The sequence below is a fragment of the Streptomyces sp. NPDC001348 genome (assembly GCF_053597535.1).
Window position 1 is genome coordinate 50646 of record NZ_JBSFIK010000031.1, and the last position, 21190, is coordinate 71835.

Below are 21190 nucleotides of genomic sequence, written 5' to 3' on the forward strand. Positions count from 1 at the left end.
CGTCCGGGCGCCCCGGCGGCCCGGGCTGAAGTCCACCGCCGACCGACAAGGACCACCCATGCGCGTGTCCAGGACGGACCGGAAGAAGCCGTCGCCGACCCACTCGGCCGGAGTGCGCCCGCTCCTCCTCCAGGCCGCGGGTCTCACCCTGTCCGGCCTGCTGGCCGAGCCGCCCGACGGGCCGCCGCGGGCCACCGTCGTCGCCGTGCACGGCGGCGGCATGACCGCGGGCTACTTCGACGGGCAGGTCCACCCCGACCTGTCCCTGCTCACGCTGGGCGCCCGGCTCGGCTTCACGGTACTGGCCCTGGACCGGCCCGGATACGGCCGGTCCGCGGCCCAGATACCCGACGGCATGCTCCTCGACGAGCAGTCCGACGTGCTGCCCGCGGCGCTCGACGCCTTCGCCGAACGGCACGCCGTCGGGCGGGGGTTCCTGCTGCTGGCCCACTCCTACGGCGGCAAGCTCGCCCTGATGACCGTCGCGCGCACTCCCGGTCTGCTCGCCCTGGACGCCTCCGGTATCGGGCACCGTTTCGGCATCGAGCCGGCCGACCGGATGCGCCGCCGCATGGACTGGGAGCGCAACTGGGGTCCACTCGGGCTGTACCCGCCGGGCACCTTCCGCGCGGCCGAGGCCCTGGTCGCCCCCATGCCCGTCCGCGAGGCCTCCGAGGTGGACCTGTGGCCGGAGATGTTCGAGGAACTGGCGCCGCGGGTCGACATCCCGCTGCGGCTGACCTTCGCCGAGCACGAGGGCTGGTGGCTGCACGAGGAGCCGGACATCGCCGATCTGACCTCCCGGCTGACCAAGGCGCCCGTGGTCCGGGTCGAGCATCTGCCGGGCGCGGGCCACAACATCAGCCTCGGCCGGTCCGCCCGCTGCTACCACCTGCGCGCACTCGCCTTCTTCGAGGAGTGCCTGCAGGCCGCCGCGGAGGCCTGAACCGTCCGAGACGCACCCCCGGGCGGCGAGCCGTACGAGCCGAGGCCGGCGGACCGACAGCCCGTGCTGTGCGTCGTCGCGCACCCCGCGACGACCCGGCGGGCCCGTTCGCGCGCCCGCCAGGCCCAGTACGAACGGGGCGAGCACCGGCGTCCCGGGCCGCGGCCCGTTCCCTGCGCGGCGTCGTGTGGCCGGCCTGGTCGACGGCGCCCTCCCACACGGCCGGCCTCGACCCTTTGACAGGTTCGGGCCCGGAACGGGCTGGAGGACCGGTCCGGACAGCATTCGGCCCGCGGCCGCGGCGGCATCACTCCGGCCACGTGCCGCGGGACCACGACTTCCATCCGAGATCACGCCGGCGTCAGTGCGGTACCCAGACGAGTCGGTTCGGTGCTCACCGCCGAGACCAGGGCGCCCAGGCGCGAATCCATCAGGTCCATGACGTAGAAGTCCTCGAAGCGCAGTGGTGTCCCGTCTCCCTGCCCGCTCAGCGGGAGCGCCGAGAGATCGAGGGAGCCGAGCGAGTCCAGGTCCGTCCTGCCTACCTTGATCAATGCCTCCTTGCGGACCCATTGACGCAGGAAGGCGTGATCGGGGTCCGCGTGCGCAGTCACCAGGGCGAGCTCGGCGGCAGTGAGCACATGGTGCATGACCTCGGTGCCGCGGCCCCGCACGAGCCGCTCCACGTCGATCCCCACCGGGACGTGACCGGCCGCGGCGGCCACCACGCCGCCCGCATGGGACAGACTCAGGTACACGTCCGGCCGGTCGGCGAGCAGCGGCCGGCCGTGGTCGCCGCTGCGGCACGCCGGGCAGTGCTGGGTGAAGGCCACCTCGTCCGGGGCGACACCCAGCAACCGCGCCGCGCAGAGCCGGACCAGAGTGTGCGCGGCGACGAAGTCCCGCCGGGACGTCTCCCGGTGGAACCGGGCGAGCCGCCCCCGCTCTGCCTCGTTCAGCAGGTGCGGCCCCGCCATCGGATGCCGCAGCACCTCTTCGGTGCCTGCCACCACGGCCACCGGGCCGCCCGCGTCAGTCATCGCTCCCCGTCTCCTCGGGCCCCGATTCCCCATGCCCGGCTCCGCGACGCGGCGGCCGTGTGCCACGCGATGGCCTCGTCGCCGAGCACACCGGGGACCGGGCGACCGCGTTCGCGAAGGCCGCCGTCAACGACTCGAGGCGCCGGCCAGGACGCGGTCCACCAGACCGCCGATGGTGACACCGGCCAGTTCGGCGCGCCGGATGTCCACCCCGTACGTCCGCTTGACCGTGACCATCAGATCGGCGATGTCGAGTGAGTCGATCTCCAGGGTGTCGATCGTGGTCTCCGCGGAGATGATCTCCTCCGGTACGCCGAGGTCGACGAGCTCGGTCCGCAGCAGCTCGTGCACGGCCTCCGGGGTCACCTCAGTGGGGTTGGACATGGGGTTTTCTCCTTGTCGTTGGACGGAAAGCGAGCCGCGGGCGAAGTCGGGTGCGGCCCGAAGCCGGCATCGAGCGGTCTCGAGGCGGCCGTGAGCAGGCCTGTGATCAGCCGCCGGGGGAGAAGAGTGCGGGCTCGGCGAGCGGCGCCGCCTCGGGGACGGGTCCGGCGCTGTCGCGCAGCGTGTACCGGAACGCGTCCAGCAGCGCGTGCCACGAGGCGGTGACCAGGTTGTCGTCGACGCCGACGGTGCTCCAGCGCCGCCGGCCGTCGACGAACGTGGCCAGCACCCGGGCCGGAGCCGCGCTGCCCCGTCCGCCGGTGGGCATCCGTACCTGGTAGTCCGCCAGCTCCAGCCCGGCCAGCGCGGGGAAGAACGTGTCGAGACCCTGGTGCAGCGCGCGGTCCAGCGCGTTGACCGGTCCGCTGCCCTCGCCCACGGCGACGACCGGCTCGCTGCCGGGCACCCGCAGCCGCACGCGGGCCTCGGTGACGGTGTCGCCGGAGCACTGCTCGACGGTGACACGCCAGGAGTCCACCGCGAACGGCTGTGTCTCGGCCGTCTGGCCGAACAGCACCTCGCGCAGCAGCAGTTCGAAGGAGGCGTCAGCGGACTCGAAGCTGTAGCCCTTGTTCTCCAGCTCCTTGACGCGCGCCGAGGCCCGGGCCACCGGCTCGGAACCGGCCGCCACCGTGTAGCCGAGCTCGCGTGCCTTGAGCTCGATGGAAGACCGGCCGCCCAGGTCGGAGACGAGGGTGCGCATCCGGTTGCCCACGACGGCCGGGTCGATGTGCTGGTACAGGTCGGGATCCACCCGCAGCGCGGAGGCGTGCAGGCCCGCCTTGTGGGTGAAGGCGGAGGAACCGACGTAGGGGTCGGCCGGCCGCGCCGGGTGTCCGGTCAGCTCACTGATCGCCCGGGCCGTGGCGGCCAGGTCGGCCAGGCGCACGGCCGGCTGGACCTCGATGCCCCGCTTGAGGACGAGGTCGGCGGCGACGGTGAACAGGTTGGCGTTGCCGCACCGTTCACCGTATCCGTGGGCGGTGCCCTGCACCTGCACGGCACCCGCGTCGACGGCGGCGAGGGTGTTGGCGACGGCGCAGCCGGTGTCGTCGTGGCAGTGGATGCCGAGCCGGGCACCGGTCTGCGCGAGCGTGTCGGCCACGGCCTCGCGGACCTGGTCCGGCAGTGAACCGCCGTTGGTGTCGCACAGGACGACGGCGTCGGCACCGGCCTCCGCCGCCGCGCACACGCATTCAAGTGCGTACGCGCGGTTCACGCGATAAGCGTCGAAGTAGTGCTCGGCGTCCACGAACACCCGCCGGCCCGCGTGGACCAGATACCGGACGGTGGTGGAGATCATGGCCAGGTTCTCGGCGAGAGAGGTCCGCAGCGCCCGTTCCACGTGCCGGACATCCGTCTTGGCGACCAGGGTGATCACCGGCGCGCCCGAGTCCAGCAGGGCCCGGACCTGGGGGTCCGTGGCGGCCAGCGCGCCGGGGCGGCGCGTCGCCCCGAACGCTACCAACTCTGCGGTTTCCAAAGTGAGTTCGGTTCGTGCACGGTGGAAGAACTCGGTGTCCCTGGGTACCGCGCCCGGCCACCCGCCCTCGATGTACCCGACGCCGAAGGCGTCCAGGTGGCGCGCGACGGCGAGCTTGTCCTGCACCGTCAGCGTCATGCCCTCCTGCTGGGTGCCGTCCCGCAACGTGGTGTCGTAGAGCTGCACGCCTTGCACTGCCATCACCGTGACCCTCCTGGGTAGCTCACTGTGCGCCACGGTCCGGCAGAGCCCTCAAGAATCACTTGAACCGGCGACTGGTGGCACCGCCCGGCGTCCGCATGGCCCGACTTTGCGTTGCCCTCCGGTGCGCCTGCGCCTCACAAACACTGGAGCAGTGCTCGAAAAGAACTCGAAGGCCCCCCGAGAAATACTCGAAGAATTACCGGGAATTGCTCGAGAAATACCCGATCGTCGGGGTCGGGAACCAGAGTCGTCCGGCCGGTGGATGTACCGATGAATCCGCCGTCGAGTCGGGTCGCCGTGCCGCCCTACCTGCCGCAACAAGGCTTCTGACCTGCGTCGACGCCTTGGTGACCAGAGGCCCTGCCGTTCCCGTCGGCCACTCGGGGGGCGCCGGAATGCGTGTGCACGCTTCCCGCTGCGGCGCCGACTCATTCCGCTTTCCGGATCTGTGCGGTGCGGCGGAAGGTGCGGCGGATGGTATTGTCCGCACCGGGGCGGCTGAGTATCGTCGGTGCAATGCATGATGACGTCGTAATCACAGGCATAGGGGCCATTACTCCGGTCGGAAATGATCGGGAGAGCAGCTGGGAAGCAATGGTGGAGGGGCGATCCGGCGCCGGACCCATCACCGCTTTCGACCCCGCCGGAATGAGCACCCGAATCGCCGCTGAAGTGAAATCCTTCCGGCCCTCCGACCATTTTGACGCCAAACGCGCCAAACGCATCTCCCGGTTCACCGCGTTCGCCGTCGTGGCGGCGCGCGAAGCGGTGGCCGACGCGAAGCTGAACATCGACGACGACAACCGGGACCGGGTGGCGGTCGTGGTGAACGCCGCCGTGGCGGGCTTCGACACCATCGAGGCGGCCACTCGGCAGTTGGTCGCCGGCGAGGAACCGAGCGCCTACTTCGTGCCGTACTCGTTGGCGAACATGCCCAGCTGCGAAGTGGCGATCGACCTCGGCGTGCACGGCCCCGTCAACGCCAATGCGCTGGCCTGCACGAGCGGCCTGTACGCCCTGATGGACGCACGGCGTCTGATCCTCTCCGGCGAGGCGGACGTGGTCGTCTGCGGCGGCACCGACGCGGGGGTCACGCGGTCGTTCATGAACGGTCTGGGCACCATGGGCGCGCTGTCCCGGCGCAACGACGACCCGGCCGCGGCGAGCCGCCCGTTCGACGTGGACAGGGAAGGGTTCCTGCTCGGCGAGGGGGCGGTGGTCATGGTCCTGGAGTCCGCCGAGCACGCCCGCCGACGGGGGGTCACCTCGTACGCCGCCGTCAGCGGTGCCGCGCTCACCTGCGACGCCTTCCACGTCAGCCACCCGCTCCCGACGGGTGAGTTCGCCACGGCGGCGATCAATACCGCCGTCCAGCGGGCCGGAGTCGCACCGGACGACATCGACTACGTCTGCGCCCACGGCACCTCGACCAAAGCCAACGACGCCACCGAGACCAAGGCGCTCCGTGCGGCGCTCGGCGGGGCACTGGACCGGATCCCGGTGAGCAGCCCGAAGTCCACCGTCGGCCACCTGCTCGGCGGAGCCGGCGCGCTGAACGCGATGGTGTGCGCGCTGGCCATCCGTGACGGCGTCGTGCCGCCCACGATCAATCTGAACTCACCCGACCCGGAGTGCGACCTGGACCACGTGCCCAACGTCGCGCGGCGGGTGCCGGTGCGTACGGCGATGGCGAACGCCTTCGGCTTCGGCGGCCAGAACTGCGTCATGGTGTTCACCGCTCCGGACCCGGTCTGACGATCCGGCGCCTGCGGGGAGCGGCCCGAGCCACGGGGTGCCGGCCGGCCCGTCCGATGCTCCGCACCCTCCCCGCAGCGTCCGCCGGCCGTGCCACAGCTTGCGGTTTCTTGGCAGAACCGCAGGACTGCGAGGCCGACTCAGGGCAATGAGCGAGGGGTGACACGCATCGCAATCGTCGCCCTCACCCTGGCCGCCGGCATCGCGGCGGCCGTTGCCGCGGCCGGTCTCTCGCCCTGGTGGTGGCCGGCCGCCGTACCGCTCGTCCTGCTGGGTCTGCTGGGCGCGGCGGACCTGCTGCAGCGCCGGCACTCGGTGCTGCGCAACTATCCCGTTCTGGGGCATGCCCGCTTCCTTCTGGAGCGGATCCGCCCGGAGCTGCAGCAGTACTTCATCGAGCGGAACTACGACGGCCGTCCCTTCGACCGGGATGTCCGCACCATCGTCTACGAGCGGGCGAAAGGCACGGACGCCGAGCAGCCGTACGGCACCGAACGGGACGTCTACCAGCCCGGCTACGAGTTCCTGGTGCCGTCGATGGCCCCGTGCCCGGTGCCGAAGACACCGCCGCGCGTGCGGATCGGCGGCCCCGACTGCAGCCGCCCCTACGACATGGCGCTGCTGAACGTGTCGGCGATGAGCTTCGGCTCGCTGTCGGCCAACGCGGTCCTCGCCCTCAACGGCGGCGCGAAGGCCGGGGGTTTCGCCCACGACACCGGCGAGGGCGGCCTCTCGGAGTACCACCTGAGGCCCGGCGGGGACCTGGTCTGGGAGATAGGCACCGGGTACTTCGGCTGCCGTACCCGGGACGGCGACTTCGACCCCGCCGAGTTCGCCGACAAGGCCGCGCACGATCACGTCAAGTGCGTGTCCCTGAAGCTGTCGCAGGGCGCCAAACCGGGCATCGGCGGGGTCCTGCCGGGCGCGAAGGTCAATGCCGAGATAGCGAAGGTACGGGACGTGCCCGAGGGGCGGACCGTGATCTCGCCGCCGTACCACAAGGTGTTCTCCACCCCGCGCGAACTCGTCCGCTTCATCGCCCGGATGCGGGAGCTGTCCGGTGGCAAGCCGACCGGGTTCAAACTGTGCGTGGGCTCGCGCCGGCAGTTCCTCGCCGTGTGCAAGGCCATGCTGGCCGAGGGCACGGCCCCCGACTTCATCATCGTGGACGGGGGCGAAGGCGGCACCGGGGCCGCGCCCCTGGAGTTCGCCGACCATGTGGGAGCCCCGCTGACCGAGGGGCTGCTCACCGTGCACAACGCCCTCGTCGGCGCGGGCCTGCGCGACCGGGTCAGGGTCGGGGCGAGCGGCAAGATCGCCACCGGCACCGATCTGGTCAAACGGCTCGTGCAGGGCGCCGACTACGGCAACGCCGCGCGGGCCATGATGTTCGCCGTCGGCTGCATCCAGGCGCAGCGGTGCCACACCAACACCTGCCCCACCGGTGTGACGACACAGGACCCCCGGCGCGCCCGTGCCCTCGACGTCCGCGACAAGACGCCGCGCGTCCAGCGCTTCCAGGAAGCGACCGTGGCCAGCGCCCTGCAGATCATGGCGTCCATGGGCGTCACCGATCCCGCCGAGCTCCGCCCGCACATGCTCCGCCGGCGCATCGACCCCTACACCGAACGCTCCTACGAGGAGCTGTACGAGTGGCTCGGGCCGGGGCAGTTGCTCGCCGGGCCTCCGCACTCCTGGGCGGCCGACTGGGAGGCCGCCGACCCCGACCGATTCACCGTCTGACCTGGAGGAACCAAGTGGCCCGTACCGTCGCCCGCGTCATCGTGGACGCACTGAGCGAACTCGGCGTGCACCAGGTGTTCGGCGTCGTCGGAGACGCGCTCAACCCCCTGACGGACGCCATCCGCACCACCGGAAACCTGGAGTGGGTGGGTTGCCGGCACGAGGAGGCCGCGGCGTTCGCCGCGAGCGCCCAGTCACAGCTCTCGGGCACCCTCGGTGTCTGCATGGGCACGGTCGGACCCGGTTCCGTCCACCTGCTCAACGGGCTGTACGACGCGGCCAAGAGCCGCACCCCCGTCCTGGCGATCGCCGGCCAGGTGCCGCTGGCCGAACTCGGCAGCGACTACTTCCAGGAAGTCGACAACGACGCCCTCTTCAGCGACGTGGCCGTCTTCCGCGCGACCATCACCTCTCCCGACCAGCTGCCGCAGATGCTCGAGACGGCGGTGCGCCACGCCCTGGGCCGCAAGGGCGTCGCCGTCCTGACCGTGCCCGGAGACCTGGGCGAGCGCGAACTGACCAACGACCGCCCAGCCCGGTTCTCCCTCAACACCCCGCTCAGCCGGCCCGAGGAGGCCGCGGTGCGGCGGGCCGCCGGGCTCCTGGACCGTGCCGAGCGGGTCACGTTGCTCGTGGGACGGGGCGCACGCACCGCGCGCGAGGACGTACTGACCCTGGCCGACCGGCTGGCCGCGCCGATGGTCCTCACGCTCAAGGCCAAGGAGGGCTTCGAAGGCGACGCCAACCCGTTCCAGGTCGGCCAGACCGGGCTGATCGGCAACCCGGCCGCCGCGTCGGCCCTGCACGACGCGGACACCCTGCTGCTCCTGGGGACCGACTTCCCCTACCGGGACTGGTATCCGGAGGGCAGGACCGTCATCCAGGTGGACACCGAGGCCGCCCACATCGGGCGGCGGGTACCCGTCGAGGTCGGCCTCGTCGGCGACACCGGAGTGACCGTCCGCGACCTCCTCACCCATCTCGCCGCACCTCCCGCCGGGACGGAGGGCGCGCGTGACCGCTCGCACCTGGAGAAGGCACGTGAGCGTTTCGAGCAGTGGAGCCGGGGCCAGGCGCGGCTGGCCGACCCGGCGCACGACAAGGGGCTGCTCGGCCGTGTGCGTGCCTCGCTGGACAACCGGACCCACGACATCCGGCCGGAGGCGCTGGCGGCCGTGGTGGACCGGCTGGCCGCCGACGACGCCGTCTTCACCTCCGACACGGGCATGGCGACGGTGTGGCTCTCCCGTTTCGTCGAGATGCGGGGTGACCGGCGGCTCATCGGTTCGTACAACCTCGGGTCGATGGCCAACGCCATGCCCCAGGCGCTGGGCGCCCAGTGCCTGGACCGGGAGCGCCAGGTGGTGGCCTTCTGCGGGGACGGCGGCCTGAGCATGCTCCTCGGGGACCTCATGACGCTGAAGACGCACCGGCTCCCCGTGAAACTCGTCGTCTTCGACAACCGCCGCCTGGGCATGGTCAAGCTCGAACAGGAGCAGGCCGGGCTCCCGGAGTTCGGCACCGTCCTGGACAACCCCGACTTCGCCGCCGTCGCCACGGCCATGGGCATCACCGGGATCCGGGTGACCGATCCGGCCGACCTGGAGAAGGCCGTACGGCGTGCCTTCGACACCGCCGGGCCGGTGCTGCTCGACGTGCTCACCAACCCGGACGAGGTCGCGGTGCCGGCCAAGCCGACCGTCGAGCAGGGCTGGGGTTTCGCGGTGGCCAAGGTCAAGGAGGTCGTACGCAGCCACGGGGACGACGGCGCGCACTGACACGGCCGGCGCAGTCGTGGGAACATGCGTGCATACGTGCGTGGAGCCGGGGTAGGCGGCTGATCGTCGGTGAGCTCGTCGGTGAGCGGACCGACGGGGAGAGACCGATCGATTGGGAGGGGCGCATCATGGCGACGACGACCGTGCAGACGACCGGACAGACGGTGGGAGTACCGGAGATCGCCGACCCGTCCCAAGTCACCCCCAAGGACGCACGGGAGCTGTCGAAGCTGTTCTTCGACCAGCTCGCGGTGCTGGAGGAGGGCACGCCCGAGTACCAGTACGCGCGCAACACGCTGATCGAGATGAACATGTCCCTGGTCCGCTACGCGGCCGGCCGGTTCCGCAGCCGCGGCCCGGAGGAGATGGAGGACATCGTCCAGGTCGGCATGATCGGGCTGATCAAGGCGATCGACCGGTTCGAGCTGTCCCGTGAGGTGGAGTTCACCTCCTTCGCCGTCCCCTACATCGTCGGCGAGATCAAGCGGTTCTTCCGCGACACCTCCTGGGCCGTGCACGTGCCCCGCCGGCTCCAGGAGGCCCGGGTGCAACTCGCCCGCGCCAAGGAGGAGCTGAGCAGCCGGCTGGGCCGGACGCCGACCACCAGGGAACTGTCCGAGCTGATGAGCCTGCCCGAGGAGGAGGTCGTGGAGGCGCAGCTCGCCTCCAACGGCTACCGGTCGGCCTCCCTGGACGCGACGATCAACGGCAGCGAGGACGGCGAGGCCGCGCTCGCGGACTTCATCGGCGACCAGGATCCGGCGCTCGGCCTCGTCGAGGACTTCCACGCCCTGGCACCGATGATCGCCGAACTCGACGAACGCGACCGCAAGATCATTCACTGGCGCTTCGTCGAGGAACTCACCCAGGCCCAGATCGGCGAACGCCTGGGCGTCTCCCAGATGCACGTCTCCCGCCTGATCAACCGTCTCCTGGCCCGCCTGCGCGAGGGCATGCTCAGCACTCGCTGAGCCGCTCCCCGCGGCGTACACGCTTGTGACCGTGCGGCCCGGCCTCCGTCAGGAGGCCGGGCCTTCTCGGCGTTCTCCTCGGTCACCGGCTCGATGCGGATGCGGGAGATCGCCCGGCGCCATGCCGGTGACCCCTACTTGACCTGCTCGGCCGCCCAAGCCGCCCATTCCCGCCGCATCTCGTAGAACCGCAGGCCGTATTCCAGGGCGATGCGGCCGTAGACCGAGAGATCGTCGTCGTCCCAGTCGACCGCGTCGACGAGGTGGCGCAGTTCGTCGTACAGCTGGGCCGACTGGTCGGTCAGGTCGGTCAGGTAGGCGTGGGCCTGGCCGGGTTCGAGGACGCCCAGGAAGAAGACGCGCAGGAGGACGTCGCTGCGGGTGGTCCGCTGGGGTTTCGTCTCCGTGAGCCAGTGCCGCAGTTCTGCCATGCCCTCGTCGGTGAGGGCGTATTCCTTGCGGCCGCGCGGGCCCTCGGCGGCCACCGTGATCAGGCCGGTGTCCGCGAGCTTCGTCAGCTCCGTGTAGATCTGGCTCTGGGTCGCCGGCCAGACGTTGGCCAAAGACGTCTCGAAGCGCTTCAGCAGGTCGTAGCCGCTCGCGGAGCGCTCCGTGAGCAGGCCGAGGAGTGCGTGTCTCAGGCTCATGCCCCCACTCTACATTCCAGTATTGACATGTCGCTAGTAGACCTTCTAGTTTTGACATGTCGAGAGAGGAACCCGGCAGTGACCGGGACACTCATGGGGAGAGAGCAATGTCCTACCTGCGCACGTTCCTGCCGTGGATCGTCTTCGCCGTACTGCCCTCCGGCAGCTGGCAGTGGGGCGCCCTCGCCGCACTCGTCGTCGCCGTGGTGGTCATCGCCCAGCAGCGGCGGGCCGGAACCGGATGGGACGCGCTGATCATGGAGCTGGGCTCGGCCGTCTTCTTCGCGGTGCTGGCCGCCATCGCCTTCGCCGACCCGCACTCCGGCGTCCACGACTACTCCGCCGCCCTCTCCTCCGGCACCCTCGCCGTCATCGCGGGCGTCTCACTGGCCGTAGGCAGGCCGTTCACCCTCGGCATCGCCAAGCGGACCACACCGCGCGAGGTGTGGGGACTCAAGCCGTTCATCCGGACCAACGTCGTCCTCACCGCGGTGTGGACCGCCGCCTTCGCCCTGACCGCCGTCGTCCTCGCGCTCGTCGCGCACTCCGGACACGCCCACTCGGCCACCGCCACCGTCGTGCAGATCGCGGGCTTCGTCGTCCCGATGGTCTTCACCGTCCGCTACGTCGCCCACGTCCAGGCCAAGGCCGGGCAGGTGGCCCGGTGAGCAGCCCCACCCCCCGCCACCTCGCCGGCAACTACGCCCCGGTCGCCGAGGAGCTCACCGCCCACGACCTCCCGGTCACCGGCACGCTCCCGCCCGAACTGAACGGCTGGTACGTGCGCAACGGCCCCAACCCGGCCGACGCTGCCTCCGGGCACTGGTTCTTCGGCGACGGCATGGTCCACGGCTTACGCATCGAGGACGGGCGCGCGGTCTCGTACCGCAACCGGTGGGTCCGCACCAGCAGCCTCACCGACGGGGCGCGGATGTACGACGACCAGGGGCACCGCGACCTCACCGCCGGACCCGCCAACACGCACGTCGTCCGGCACGCCGGCCGCACCCTCGCCCTCGTCGAGACCGCCCTGCCCTACGAGCTGACCCGTGACCTGGAGACCAAGGGCCCCTACGACTTCGGCGGCCGGCTGCACACCGCCATGACCGCCCACCCCAAGACCTGCCCGGCCACCGGCGAACTCCACTTCTTCGGCTACGGCATCCTGGAGCCCACCCACCTCACCTACCACCGCGCCGACGCCGACGGCGACCTGGTGATCAGCAGGCCGATCGAGGTGCCGGGCGCGACCATGCTGCACGACTTCTGCCTGACCGCGGAACACGTCGTCTTCCTCGACCTGCCCGTCGTCTTCGACCTCGACCTCGCCATGACCGGCCGCACCATGCCCTACTGCTGGGACGACGGATACGGCGCCCGGCTGGGCGTGCTGCGCCGCGACGACCCCTACGGCGAGGTGCGCTGGTTCGACATCGACCCCTGCTACGTCTTCCACTCGCTCAACGCCCACGACGCACCGGACGGCACCATCGTGCTGCACGTGATGCGGTACGCCGACATCTGGCGGCGCACCGAGCACGGCCTCACCCCGCCGCGCGACGCCGTGCTGTGGAAGTGGACGATCGACCCCGCGACCGGAACGGTCCGGGAGGAGCAGGTCGACGACCGGCCGGGGGAGTTCCCCCGCGTCGACGACCGGCTCACCGGACTCGCCGCCGGCCACGGCCACATCACCAGCGACAACACCCTGGTCCGGTACGACCTGGGCACCGGCGCGGTCACCGCGCACGACTTCGGGCCCGACCGCACCCCCGGCGAGGCCGCCTTCGCCCCCGCCGACGAGATGGCCGGCGGTCCCGGCTGGCTCATGACCTACGTGTACGACGCCACCACCGACCGCAGCGACCTGGTGGTCCTGGCCGCCGACGACCTCGCGGCGGGGCCGGTCGCCACCGTCCACCTGCCCGCCCGGGTGCCGTTCGGGTTCCACGGCAACTGGCTCGCGGACCGACCGGACTGACCGGGCGGCGCGCCCCGCCGGGTCCCGCGGAGGGGCCCGGCATGTCCGGCTGGTCCGTTCAAGCGCCCCTTTAGGCATTCACCAGAAGATCGTCGGCGTCATGGGCACCGCGCGCCATGCGCGACATGCGAGGGGGATGCAGTTGTCACGCTTCGCCACTTTCACCGACCTCGTCCGGGCGCGGTGCGCCGAGTCCGCGGGCGACGACGTACACATCCAACTCCGCGACACCGAGGACGGCCCGGCCGCCGAGCGGCTGACCTACGGGGAACTGGACCGAGCGGCGCGCCGCATCGCCGGGGCGCTGCGCGCGCACCGGGTCGAGGGACGGCCCGTGCTGCTGATGTACCCCGGCAGCCTCGAGTTCCTGAAGGCGTTCACCGGCTGCCTGTACAGCGGGGCCGTGGCCGTGCCCGCCCCGCTGCCCGAGGGCGGCGCCAAGGGGCGGCTCGGGCGCGGTTCGGCGATGCTGCGCGACTGCGGGGCCAAGGTCGTGCTCACCGACCGGGCCAGCGCGCCGGACGTCGCCCTGTGGCTGGCCACCGAGGGCCACGGCGACGACGTGGTGTGCGTGGCGAGCGACGCCCTGCCGGACGGCGACGACGCCTGGGAGGCGCCCGCCACCGGAGCCGACGACCTCGCCTTCCTGCAGTACACCTCCGGGTCGGTGTCCGAGCCGCGCGGAGTGATGGTGACCCACCGCAACCTGATGGCCAACCAGTCCGCCCTGCAACGGGTGCTCGGCACCACGTCCGCCGACCGGTTCGGCGGATGGCTGCCGCTCTACCACGACATGGGACTCATCGCGCACCTGCTGCACCCCCTCTGGCTGGGCAGCGCGTCCGTGATGATGTCGCCGACCGCGTTCATCAAGCGCCCCGTGCGCTGGCTGCAGGCCATCGACGAGCACGGCGTCACCATCGGCGGCGGACCCAACTTCTGCTACGACCTCGCACTGCGCCGGGTCACCGACACCCAGCTGGGCCGGCTCGACCTGTCCCGCTGGCGGCTCGCGCTCAACGGGGCCGAGCCGGTGCGCGCCGACACGCTCGACGCCTTCGCCCGCCGGTTCGCCGCCGCCGGGCTGCGGCCCGAGGCCATGTACCCGTGCTACGGGCTCGCCGAGGCCACCCTCGTGGTCTCCGGCGGCGTGGGCGGCCGGCCGTACCGGCGGTTCGAGGCCGACGCCGCCGCCCTCGCGCGGGACGTGTTCGCGCCCGCCGGGCCGGGCACGGAATCCCGGACCCTCGTCGGCAGCGGGCGGGTCACCGACTTCGACGTCCGCATCGTCGACCCCGTCGGCTACCGGGAACTGCCGGCCGGTGCCGTCGGGGAGATCTGGCTGCGCGGCGACAGCGTCGCCGCCGGGTACTACGGCAGGCCCGAGGAGAGCGAGGCCACCTTCCGGGCCGTGCTGGACGGCGGGGAGGGCGGATTCCTGCGCACCGGGGACCTCGGGGTGCTCGACGACGGCCAGCTGTACGTCACCGGGCGGCTGAAGGAAGTCGTCATCCTCAACGGGCGCAACGTCTACCCGCAAGACGTGGAGTACGCCGTCAAGGCACTGCACCCCGCGCTCGCCGCGGGCAACGGCGCCGCCTTCTCCGTGGAGGCCGGACGCGAACAGCTCGTCCTCGTGCAGGAGGTCAGGGGCGAGCAGCTCGACGGCCCGCAGCTGCGCGAACTCGCCCAGCGCATCCAGCAGCTGATCGGCAAGGAGTTCCACGTGCCCGCGGGCAACGTGCTGCTCGTGCGGCCCGGCACCGTGCGCCGCACCACCAGCGGCAAGGTCCGGCGCACCCTCATGCGGCGGGAGTTCCTGGCCGGCGAGGTGCACGGCGAGTACGAGGTGTTCGACCCGGCCGTCCGCGCCCTCGCGCGCGCCGGGGACGTGCTCCTCGGGGAGGGGCTGTTGCAGTCCACCGCCGGCGGTGGCGCATGGTGACCCTCGCCGCCGCGCCCGTGCGCGAGGCCGAGGTGCAGCGCCGGGTGGCCGCCGTGGAGGACCTCCTCGGCGATCCCGGCGACCCCGCCAACCCGTGCGGCTACGCGGCCCTGCTGGACGCCGACCGGGACGCCGTGCGCAGCGTGCCCGGCGAGGACGCCCTCGACCGGTCCGGCATGCACCACGAATACGTACCCGTCGCCCTCGGCGGCCGGCTCACCTCGATGGACACCCTGGTCCGCGTCATGCGCCCGGTCTTCCGGCGTGACGTGGGCCTCGGCATGGGATACGGCGCCATGTCCTTCATGGCCGCCGTCGACGTGTGGATGGCCGGCACCGAGAACCAGCAGAGCGCCCTGGCCCGGCGCATGCTGCGCGGCTCCCGCGCCGCCATCGCCCAGCTGGAGACCGCCCACAGCAACGACTACGTCCGCAGCCAGGTCACCGCCCGGCCCGGACCGCGCGGCGGGCTGCTGCTCAGCGGCCGCAAACCCGTCATCAACAACCTCGACCGGGCCGACGCCCTGGTGCTCTTCGCCCGCACCGACCCCGATCCGGGCCGACGCAGCCACACCGCGGTCCTCCTCGACCCGTCCCGGTTCCCCGAGGGCCGGGCCCGGCTCCTCGGCCGTCACACCTCGCTCGGGCTGCGCGGCTGCGTCTTCGGCGGGGTCGACTTCGACGACTGCCCGGTGCCGGAGAGTGCCCTGCTCGGACCGGCCGGCGACGGCGTGCCGATCGCGCTGCGCTCCTTCCAGGTCACCCGCACCGTGATCTCCTCCATGGTGCTCGCCGCCGTTGACACCAGCCTGCGCACCGCGGTCGCCTTCGACCACGAGCACCGCGGCGGCGGCTGGACCACCGGCGGCTCCGACTCCCAGCGCACCGCGGCCACCATCACCGGTGCCTTCGTGAACCTGCTGCTCTACGACGCGTTCGCCACGGTCGCCACCCGCGCCGTCCACGTCCTGCCGGAACAGACCAGCGTGTACTCGGCGGCCGTGAAGTACCTGCTGCCGCGCGTCCTGACCGAGACGATGTACGACCTGTCGATCGTGCTCGGCGCCGGGCTGTACACCCGCGAGGGCACCCTCGGCATCTTCCAGAAGCACCTGCGGGACGTGCCCGTCGTCACCCTCGGACACGCCGGGTCCGTCGCCTGCCAGGGCACGATCATCCCCCAACTGCCGCACCTGGCCCGCCGGTCCTGGTTCGTCGCGGACGAGGCGCCCGCCACGCTGTTCCGGCCGCGCGATCCGCTGCCGCCCTTCGCCCCGGACCGGCTCGCGCTGGCCTGCGGGCAGGACAGCCTCAGCGCCACGCTGCTCGCGGTCGCCGCCGAGACCCCGGGCACCGGCGCCGTCGAACGCGCGCTGCGCGACCTGGCACTCGGCCTGGTCGACGAGTTCCGCGACCTGCGCGCCCGGGTGCTCGCCCTCGACCCGGAACCGGGCGCCGCGCCGTTCCCGCTGATGGACCGCTACGCACACCTGCTCGCCGCCGCCGCCGTGCTCGGTGTGTGGCGGCACAACCAGGACGGCTCCGACCCGTTCCTCGCCGACCCGGCCTGGGCCGCGGCCGCCCTGCACCGCGTCGCGCGCCGCCTCGGCGCCCCGGCCCCCGACCTGCCGGCCGAGTGCGAGCTGCGGGTCCGGCACGAAGTGCAGCTGCGCTTCAGCGACCGGCGCAGCTACGACCTCTACGACACTCCGCTGCCGGGATGAGCGCGCCACATGCCCGGCATCCCGGTCCGGCGAATCCCAGCGAAAGGCGTTCGGCCATGAACGTACCGACCACCCGGCAGTCCCTTTCCCCGGCGTCCCCGGCGTCCCCGGCGTCCCCGGCGTCCCCGGCGTCCCCGGCGTCCCCGGCGTCCGTGACGCCGGGCCCCGTGCCGCCACGCGGCTGGCTGCTCGACCGGGTCGCGCTCTACCTCGGCAGGGACGCGCAGACCATCGACCCGACCGTGCCGCTGGCCGAGTACGGCATGGACTCGGTGTGCGCGCTGAGCCTGTGCGGCGACCTGGAGGACGAGTTCGGGCTCGTGGTCGAGCCGACCCTGCTGTGGGACCACCCCACCGTGCAGAGCCTGCTGGCCTTCCTGGCGACCCGGTTGCCGACGGCCGGCGTGCACGGGGAGCGGTGATGGCGCAGGAGCCGGACCACCGCGACGGCGTCGCCGTCGTCGGGATCGACTGCGCCTTCCCGCTCGCCCGGGACACCGACGCCTACTGGGAGCTGCTGCTGCGCTGCGGCGACGCGATCGGCGACGTACCGGCCGAGCGGTGGGACCCGGACGCCGACCGGGCCGACCGGCCCGGGCTCGCGCGCGGCGGCTTCCTCGACGGCGCTGACGTGTTCGACCACGCCTTCTTCTCGGTGCCGCCGCGCGAGGCCGCCGCCATGGACCCCCAGCAACGGCTGCTGCTGCACTGCGCCTGGCGGGCCGTGGAGGACTCCGGCGTGGCGCCCGGCGCGCTGGCCGGCAGCGGCACCGGTGTCTACGTCGGTGTGATGGGCGGCGAGTGGGGCCGGCTGCACCTGGGCGACTACGACCGGGTCACCCCACAGCTCGGCGCGGGCAGCAGCGCGGGCATGACCGCCAACCGGATCTCGTACCACCTCGGCTTCACCGGCCCCAGCATGGCCGTCGACACCGCCTGCTCCTCCTCGCTGGTGGCCGTGCACCTCGGGGTCGGGGCGCTGCTGTCCGGGGAGTGCGACACCGTGCTCGCCGGCGGCGTCAACCTCGTCATGTCGCCCGCGCTCGGGCTGGTCTACCAGCAGTTGGGGCTCGCCGCGGACGACGGGCGCTGCAAGCCGTTCAGTCTGCGCGCCGACGGCATCGGCCGCGGTGAGGGCGTCGGCCTGGTCGTGCTGCGCCGGCTCTCCGACGCGGTCGCCGACGGACAGCGGATCTACGCCGTGATCCGGGGCACCGCCGTGAACCAGGACGGCCGCAGCAACGGCATCACGGCGCCCAACCGCTGGTCCCAGGAACAGGTGGTGGCCACCGCCTGCCGGCGGGCCGGTGTCCAGCCGCGCGAGGTGACCTTCGTCGAGGCGCACGGCACCGGCACCGTCCTCGGCGACACCATCGAGTGTGCCGCCCTCGGCAGCCTGCACGGCGAGGGCCGCACCGAGCCGCTGGCGATCGGCTCGGTGAAGGGCAACCTCGGGCACACCGAGGGCGCCGCCGGGATCGCCGGGCTGATCAAGGTCGCCCTCGCGCTGCACCACCGGATCGTGCCCGCCAGCCGGTTCGCCGACCGCGAGAACCCGCAACTGCGGCTCGGCGAAAGGGGCCTGAGGCTCCTGAAGTCACCGCTGCGGCTGCCGCCCGTCCCGGTCCTCGCCGGGCTGTCCAGCTTCGGCATGGGCGGCACCAACGCGCACGCCGTCCTCGGCTCCGCCCCCCGCCCCGCACCCCGGACCACGGCCCGGCGCGGCCGGCCCGGCACCGGCGTCTTCACCCTCACCGCCGACACCCCGGGCGCCCTGGTCCGCAACCTCAAGGAGCAGGCCGACGCGCTGGCCCGCCGCCCGCGCGCCTCCGCGGCCGCGCTGTGCCGGCAGAGCAACCGCGTCAAGACCGGGCTGCCGTACCGTTTCGCCGTCACCGCCCGGGACACCGACGAACTGGCCGCCGCGCTCCGTGAAGCGGCCCGGGACGGACTGCCCGAGCAGGTCGCGCACCGACCCTGGAGCGTGCCGACGGTGGCGTTCCTGTTCTCCGGGCAGGGCGTCCAGTACCCGGGCATGACCGCCGGCCTGTACCGGGACTCCCACGCCTACCGGCAGGCCCTGGACGCGGCCGACACGGCGCTGCGCCCGTACCTCGACACGTCCGTACGCGATGCGGTCCTGTCCGGCGACGAGCACGGCGTCGCCGGGGAACTCACCCAGCCCGCGCTGTTCGCCGTCGAGTACGCCCTGGCCACCACCCTCGCCGCGCTCGGCATCCGGCCCGCGGCCGTCCTCGGGCACAGCGCCGGCGAGTTCGCGGCGGCCGTCACCGCCGGCGTCCTCACCCTCGACGAGGCCGCGCACCTGGTCGCCACCCGCGGCCGGCTCCTGCACGCGCTGCCCGCCGGCGGGGCGATGCTCTCCGTGCAGGCCGGGACCGACGCGGTGCGCCAGCTCCTCGCCGAGGAGCCGCAGGCACACCTCGCGGCCGTCAACGGCCCCCGCGACACCGTCCTGTCCGGCACCGCCGATGCCCTCGACCGGATCGCCGAGACCCTGCGGGAGGCCCGGATCCGTACCCGCGACCTCGACGCCCCCGTCGCCTTCCACTCCCCGCTGGTACGCCCCGCGCTCGACCGGCTCCGGTCGGCAGCGGCCGGCACGGAGCCGAGAACACCCGAGGTCCCCGTCTTCTCCACCCGCCACGGCAGGCTCCTCGGCGCCGCGGAGCGCATGGACGCCGACTACTGGGCCGCCCAGGCCGAGTCGCCGGTGCTGTTCGCGGACGCGCTCGCCGACCTGGAGGCCGTCTGCGCCCCCTCCCACCTCGTGGAACTCGGCCCGCGCCCGCAACTGCTGCCCCTGGCCGGGCGGGCCGGGCTCGGCGCGAACGTGGAGTTCCTGCACCCGGCACCGGGCCCGGAGGCCGGCGGCGCGGACCTCGCCGACCTCGTCGCACGGCTGTACCGGGCCGGACTCGACCCGGACTGGGAGCGGCTGTACGACCCCGACGTCACCGCGGGCACCGCCGAGAAGCTGCGCGGCTACTCCTTCTCCACCGCACACCGCTACTGGACCGCCCCGGCGCAGCCGCGCACCGACCGGACCCCGCGGCCCCGGCCCGCTTCCGCCCCGTCCCCCTCCCCGGCCTCCGCGGCGCCGGCGACCGGCGATCCGGTGTCCAGGGACCGCGACCCGGTGCTCGCGGCCGTCGTCGACGCGGTCACGGAGGTCGGGTCGTACCCGCTGGAACAGGTCGTGGCCACCGCCCGGTTCTACGAGGACCTCGGTTTCGACTCCGTGATGATCATGCAGCTGAAGGACCGCATCGAGGCCCGGCTGCCCCACCTCGGCGAGGTGTCGGTGCAGCAACTCCTGCCCGCCCTGCGGTCGGTGGGCACCCTCGCGCAGTTCCTCGGCGGGCACCTCACCGAGGGGGCCGGGGCATGAGCGGGCGCCGCCGGGCCGGGACGACACGTGCGCTGCTGTGCCGTGCCGGAGTAACCGACACCGTATCGTTCGGCTTTCAACTGGAAGGAGCCCGGGTGTGAGCGCCACCGCCTACCTCGCGGCGACCGGCAGCGCGCTGCCCGGACCGCCGGTCGACAACGCGGACCTGGGCAGGGTGCTCGGGGTCAGCGAGGAGTGGGTCGACATCTTCGTGGGCACCCGCACCCGCCACTTCGGCTGGGACCTGCACACCGGACAGGTCCGGCACACCCTCGCCGACCTGTGCGCGCAGGCCGGGGGAGCCGCCATCGACGCCGCCGGCCTCGACCCCGTGGACATCGAGTTCGTGCTGCTCGCCACGGCGACCCCGGACACGCTGCTGCCGACCACCGCCAGCGAGGTCGCCGACCGGCTCGGCCTGATGTACCTGCCCGCATTCCAGCTCCAGTCCGGCTGCTCGGGCGCCGTGCAGGCCCTGGACCTCGGCCGCACCCTGATCCGCGGCGGCGCCCGGGCCGGGCTGGTGATCGGCGGCGACGTCACCCACCGCCACCTCGACGCCCGCCGGGACGTGGCCCGCATGCCCACCGAGGAACTCGTCAACTACGTGCTGTTCGGCGACGGCGCCGGCGCGGCCGTACTGACCGCCGAACCGGTCGCCGAACGCGTCGCGATCAAGGGACTGCTCAACCGCTTCACGGGCCTCGGCCGCCCGGCCGGGCAGACCGTCGACTGGTACGGCATCAGCGACCGGGACAGCGAACGCCCCATGGTCGTCGAGGACTACAAGGCCATCGAGGAGTCCGTGCCGGCCATGGCCCGCGAGATCCTCTGGGAACTCCTCGACCAGCTCGAGTGGACCCCCGACGACCTGGACTTCCTGCTGCCGCCCCAGCTGTCGGGCCGGATGACCGAGCGGATCACCGAGCACCTGGACGTGTCCGGTGCCAAGGAGGTCTCCTGCGTCGCCGAGACCGGGAACACCGGGAACGCCCTTGTGCTCCAGCAACTGGCCCGGCTGCTGCCCGATCTGCCCACCGGCGGCAAGGCGCTCGCCATCGCCGTGGAGTCGAGCAAGTGGATAAAGAGCGGGCTCGGCCTGGAGAAGGTGTAGGAG

16 protein-coding genes are annotated in these 21190 nt (G+C 72.5%); 12 read left to right on the forward strand and 4 right to left on the reverse strand.

Annotation, left to right across the window (positions count from 1 at the left end; genetic code table 11):
- Nucleotides 1–58 precede the first annotated feature (58 nt).
- A complete protein-coding gene (locus ACWC21_RS28190) occupies nt 59–946 on the forward strand; it encodes an alpha/beta hydrolase family protein (protein WP_450885693.1) in 888 nt (295 codons plus the stop codon).
- Between the two features lie 350 nt (nt 947–1296).
- Here the strand turns inward: ACWC21_RS28190 and ACWC21_RS28195 are convergent, their stop codons facing one another.
- The 3 genes from ACWC21_RS28195 to cimA all read right to left on the reverse strand — a co-directional run bounded on the left by ACWC21_RS28195 (nt 1297) and on the right by cimA (nt 4114).
- Nucleotides 1297–1986, reverse strand: coding sequence for a 4'-phosphopantetheinyl transferase family protein (locus tag ACWC21_RS28195; protein WP_450885695.1), 690 nt, complete (start codon nt 1984–1986; stop codon nt 1297–1299).
- 126 nt (nt 1987–2112) lie between these two features.
- Nucleotides 2113–2370 carry an acyl carrier protein gene (locus ACWC21_RS28200; protein WP_450885697.1) on the reverse strand — a complete coding sequence of 86 codons (258 nt, stop codon included), beginning with the start codon at nt 2368–2370 and terminating at the stop codon, nt 2113–2115.
- Nucleotides 2371–2476: 106 nt separating this feature from the next.
- Nucleotides 2477–4114 (reverse strand): citramalate synthase, encoded by a 1638-nt coding sequence (gene cimA, locus ACWC21_RS28205; RefSeq protein ID WP_450885699.1) that lies wholly within the window; start codon nt 4112–4114, stop codon nt 2477–2479.
- A gap of 519 nt (nt 4115–4633) precedes the next feature.
- Between cimA and ACWC21_RS28210 the strand changes: the two genes are divergently transcribed.
- The 4 genes from ACWC21_RS28210 to ACWC21_RS28225 all read left to right on the forward strand — a co-directional run bounded on the left by ACWC21_RS28210 (nt 4634) and on the right by ACWC21_RS28225 (nt 10364).
- On the forward strand, nt 4634–5872 hold the full coding sequence (locus ACWC21_RS28210; protein ID WP_450885701.1) for a beta-ketoacyl-[acyl-carrier-protein] synthase family protein: 1239 nt from the start codon (nt 4634–4636) through the stop codon (nt 5870–5872).
- 159 nt (nt 5873–6031) lie between these two features.
- Nucleotides 6032–7615: an FMN-binding glutamate synthase family protein gene (locus tag ACWC21_RS28215; protein ID WP_450885703.1), complete on the forward strand. Its 1584-nt coding sequence runs from the start codon at nt 6032–6034 to the stop codon at nt 7613–7615.
- Nucleotides 7616–7629: 14 nt separating this feature from the next.
- On the forward strand, nt 7630–9393 hold the full coding sequence (locus ACWC21_RS28220; protein WP_450885705.1) for a thiamine pyrophosphate-dependent enzyme: 1764 nt from the start codon (nt 7630–7632) through the stop codon (nt 9391–9393).
- Nucleotides 9394–9521: 128 nt separating this feature from the next.
- A complete protein-coding gene (locus tag ACWC21_RS28225; protein WP_450885707.1) occupies nt 9522–10364 on the forward strand; it encodes an RNA polymerase sigma factor SigF in 843 nt (280 codons plus the stop codon).
- 134 nt (nt 10365–10498) lie between these two features.
- On the opposite strand, the gene ACWC21_RS28230 is transcribed toward ACWC21_RS28225, so the two are convergent.
- The gene (locus ACWC21_RS28230; RefSeq protein ID WP_450885709.1) at nt 10499–11011 is read right to left on the reverse strand and encodes a PadR family transcriptional regulator; all 513 of its coding nucleotides are present in this window, start codon (nt 11009–11011) and stop codon (nt 10499–10501) included.
- A 107-nt stretch (nt 11012–11118) separates the two neighbouring features.
- On the opposite strand from ACWC21_RS28230, the gene ACWC21_RS28235 reads away from it, so the two are divergent.
- From ACWC21_RS28235 to ACWC21_RS28265, 7 genes are all read left to right on the forward strand, one after another.
- Nucleotides 11119–11679 (forward strand): hypothetical protein, encoded by a 561-nt coding sequence (locus ACWC21_RS28235; RefSeq protein WP_450885711.1) that lies wholly within the window; start codon nt 11119–11121, stop codon nt 11677–11679.
- Nucleotides 11676–12992 (forward strand): carotenoid oxygenase family protein, encoded by a 1317-nt coding sequence (locus ACWC21_RS28240; protein WP_450885713.1) that lies wholly within the window; start codon nt 11676–11678, stop codon nt 12990–12992. Before ACWC21_RS28235 ends, ACWC21_RS28240 begins: the two co-directional genes overlap by 4 nt.
- Nucleotides 12993–13128: 136 nt before the next feature.
- On the forward strand, nt 13129–14937 hold the full coding sequence (locus tag ACWC21_RS28245) for a fatty acyl-AMP ligase (RefSeq protein WP_450885714.1): 1809 nt from the start codon (nt 13129–13131) through the stop codon (nt 14935–14937).
- Nucleotides 14931–16661: an acyl-CoA dehydrogenase gene (locus ACWC21_RS28250; RefSeq protein WP_450885716.1), complete on the forward strand. Its 1731-nt coding sequence runs from the start codon at nt 14931–14933 to the stop codon at nt 16659–16661. Before ACWC21_RS28245 ends, ACWC21_RS28250 begins: the two co-directional genes overlap by 7 nt.
- A gap of 56 nt (nt 16662–16717) precedes the next feature.
- Nucleotides 16718–17083, forward strand: a complete 366-nt coding sequence (locus tag ACWC21_RS28255) for an acyl carrier protein (protein ID WP_450885718.1) — start codon at nt 16718–16720, stop codon at nt 17081–17083.
- Nucleotides 17083–20073 carry a type I polyketide synthase gene (locus tag ACWC21_RS28260; protein ID WP_450885719.1) on the forward strand — a complete coding sequence of 997 codons (2991 nt, stop codon included), beginning with the start codon at nt 17083–17085 and terminating at the stop codon, nt 20071–20073. Before ACWC21_RS28255 ends, ACWC21_RS28260 begins: the two co-directional genes overlap by 1 nt.
- A gap of 97 nt (nt 20074–20170) precedes the next feature.
- Nucleotides 20171–21187, forward strand: a complete 1017-nt coding sequence (locus ACWC21_RS28265; RefSeq protein WP_450885721.1) for a 3-oxoacyl-ACP synthase III family protein — start codon at nt 20171–20173, stop codon at nt 21185–21187.
- Nucleotides 21188–21190: the final 3 nt, after the last annotated feature.